1 tRNA gene and 2 rRNA genes are annotated in these 882 nt (G+C 50.6%); all 3 read left to right on the top strand.

The features are described 5' to 3' along the window. A 16S ribosomal RNA gene (locus AC1DWB_RS36310) occupies positions 1-228 on the top strand; the annotation flags it as partial. A gap of 220 nt (positions 229-448) precedes the next feature. Beyond that, a tRNA-Ala gene (locus tag AC1DWB_RS36305) sits at positions 449-524 on the top strand. Positions 525-641: 117 nt separating this feature from the next. Next, a 23S ribosomal RNA gene (locus AC1DWB_RS36300) occupies positions 642-882 on the top strand; the annotation flags it as partial.

Genomic DNA, 882 nt, shown 5'->3' with positions numbered 1-882 from the left:
CAACTCGCCTGCATGAAGTCGGAATTGCTAGTAATCGCGGATCAGCATGCCGCGGTGAATACGTTCCCGGGTCTTGTACACACCGCCCGTCACACCACGAGAGTTTACAACACCCGAAGTCGGTGGGGTAACCCGCAAGGGAGCCAGCCGCCGAAGGTGGGGTAGATGATTGGGGTGAAGTCGTAACAAGGTAGCCGTATCGGAAGGTGCGGCTGGATCACCTCCTTTCTATGGAGTACTTCAAGTTCTGTAGGAACTTGGTACATTAGCATATGGAGCTTCGCTATGTAGTACATTTGCGAAGCCCGATGTTTTAGCACAACAGCCTGTCGTCGGCTTATCATTTGTTCAGTTTTGATGGAATTTATCTGCACCCCAAAAAGTGAAGATAGGCTTTGTAGCTTATTCCGATTACTTTTCGGGGACCCCGGTAAACCATCATATACTTGGGGCCATAGCTCAGCTGGGAGAGCGCCTGCCTTGCAAGCAGGAGGTCAGCGGTTCGATCCCGCTTGGCTCCACCAACGAACCACTTTCAATAGTTTGTTCCTTGAAAACTGGATAGCGAAACGATAACGAGAACTAGACTTTCTAGTGGCAATTGTGAGCTTGGAAACGATATTTCCTTTCGGAAAAATCGAGGATAAGCAAGTAAGAGCGCACGGAGGATGCCTAGGCACTAGGAGCCGAAGAAGGACGTGGCGAACGACGAAATGCCTCGGGGAGCCGTAAGCAGGCTTTGATCCGGGGATGTCCGAATGGGGAAACCCAGCAGCCGTAATAGGTTGTTACTCTCACCTGAATACATAGGGTGGGTAGAGGCATACCCAGGGAACTGAAACATCTAAGTACCTGGAGGAAGAGAAAACAAGAGTGATTCCG

The organism is Paenibacillus sp. P4_E11 (assembly GCF_056401635.1).
This window is presented reverse-complemented; position numbering and strand designations above follow the sequence as displayed.